This is a genomic window from Pseudozobellia sp. WGM2, from assembly GCF_017810075.1.
GTDB lineage: Bacteria > Bacteroidota > Bacteroidia > Flavobacteriales > Flavobacteriaceae > JADNYK01.
Window position 1 is genome coordinate 1 of sequence record NZ_JADNYK010000041.1, and the last position, 510, is coordinate 510.

1 protein-coding gene is annotated in these 510 nt (G+C 43.1%); it reads left to right on the top strand.

The features are described from left to right. Positions 1 to 510, top strand: a 510-nt coding sequence (locus IV512_RS19715; protein WP_209406478.1) for a cell division FtsA domain-containing protein, incomplete at both ends; no start/stop codon positions are given.

Below are 510 nucleotides of genomic sequence, written 5' to 3' on the forward strand. Positions count from 1 at the left end.
TGATTGATATTGGGGCATCGACCACCAGTGTCTGCGTTTACCGTGAGGATAAGCTGATTTATACCCATTGTTTTGCCGAAGGCGGACATCACGCAACGCTGGATATCTCTATGTTGCTAGACGTCACCATTGCTGAAGCGGAAAATATGAAAAAATCCCAAGCCAGTGTCGATCGTCATGGGATTGACTCAAGCCAATTTTTTACCATCAAGCGCTCACAGCATGACGATGAAAAAACCATTAATATGCTTGAGCTACTTGAAGTCACTGAAGCTCGCTATATCAGTATTTTAGGTCATATTAAAAAAGAGCTGGATAAAGAAGGACTAAGTGATTTTTTACAGCAAGGGTATGTGATCACGGGCGGTGGTGCTGAAATGCGCGGATTATTGCCATTGGCCAAAAAAATCTTTGCCAATAAAGTCAATAAGGTCAATCAACACGCAGCGATTTCTGCCTACACCCAATATGGTGATGATGACAAGCTTCGCACCATTGCGACGATGATTG